1 protein-coding gene is annotated in these 375 nt (G+C 69.3%); it reads right to left on the bottom strand.

Annotation, left to right across the window (positions count from 1 at the left end; genetic code table 11):
• On the bottom strand, positions 1-375 hold a 375-nt coding region (locus QMX79_RS20975; RefSeq protein ID WP_282248477.1), incomplete at both ends, for a transposase.

Here is a 375-nt window from a genome sequence, read left to right as displayed (position 1 = left end):
CGATCCGTACCGCGCCGCCGCAGTGGGCGCAGGTGGTGATGTCGATGGAAAAGACCCGCTTGAGCCGTTGCGCCCAGCTCATCGCACGGCGCTTCTGCTCGGGGCTGCGCGGCTCGTCGTGGGCGCTTGCGTCAACCGGCGCCGCATCGCCCGCAGGCCGCTTGCCGCGCCCCGATGGCGTCACCTGCGCGCGCAGATTCGCGTTCGGGGCGAATACGCCGTGGAAGCGGGTGAGATGCGCGCGTGGCGGCGGGACCAGTGCCGCCAGCTTGGCGATGAAGTCCACCGCATCCCATTCGACATGCGTGGTGCCATTGCGCCACGGCGTCTTGAGCTGATACCGCACCCTACCCTGCGGTGAGATCGACAGCCGCT

Source organism: Stenotrophomonas sp. PS02300 (genome assembly GCF_029959395.1).
Classification (GTDB): domain Bacteria; phylum Pseudomonadota; class Gammaproteobacteria; order Xanthomonadales; family Xanthomonadaceae; genus Stenotrophomonas; species Stenotrophomonas maltophilia_AD.
Note: the sequence above shows the minus strand (reverse complement) of the source record. Positions and strands in the feature narration are given on the sequence as shown.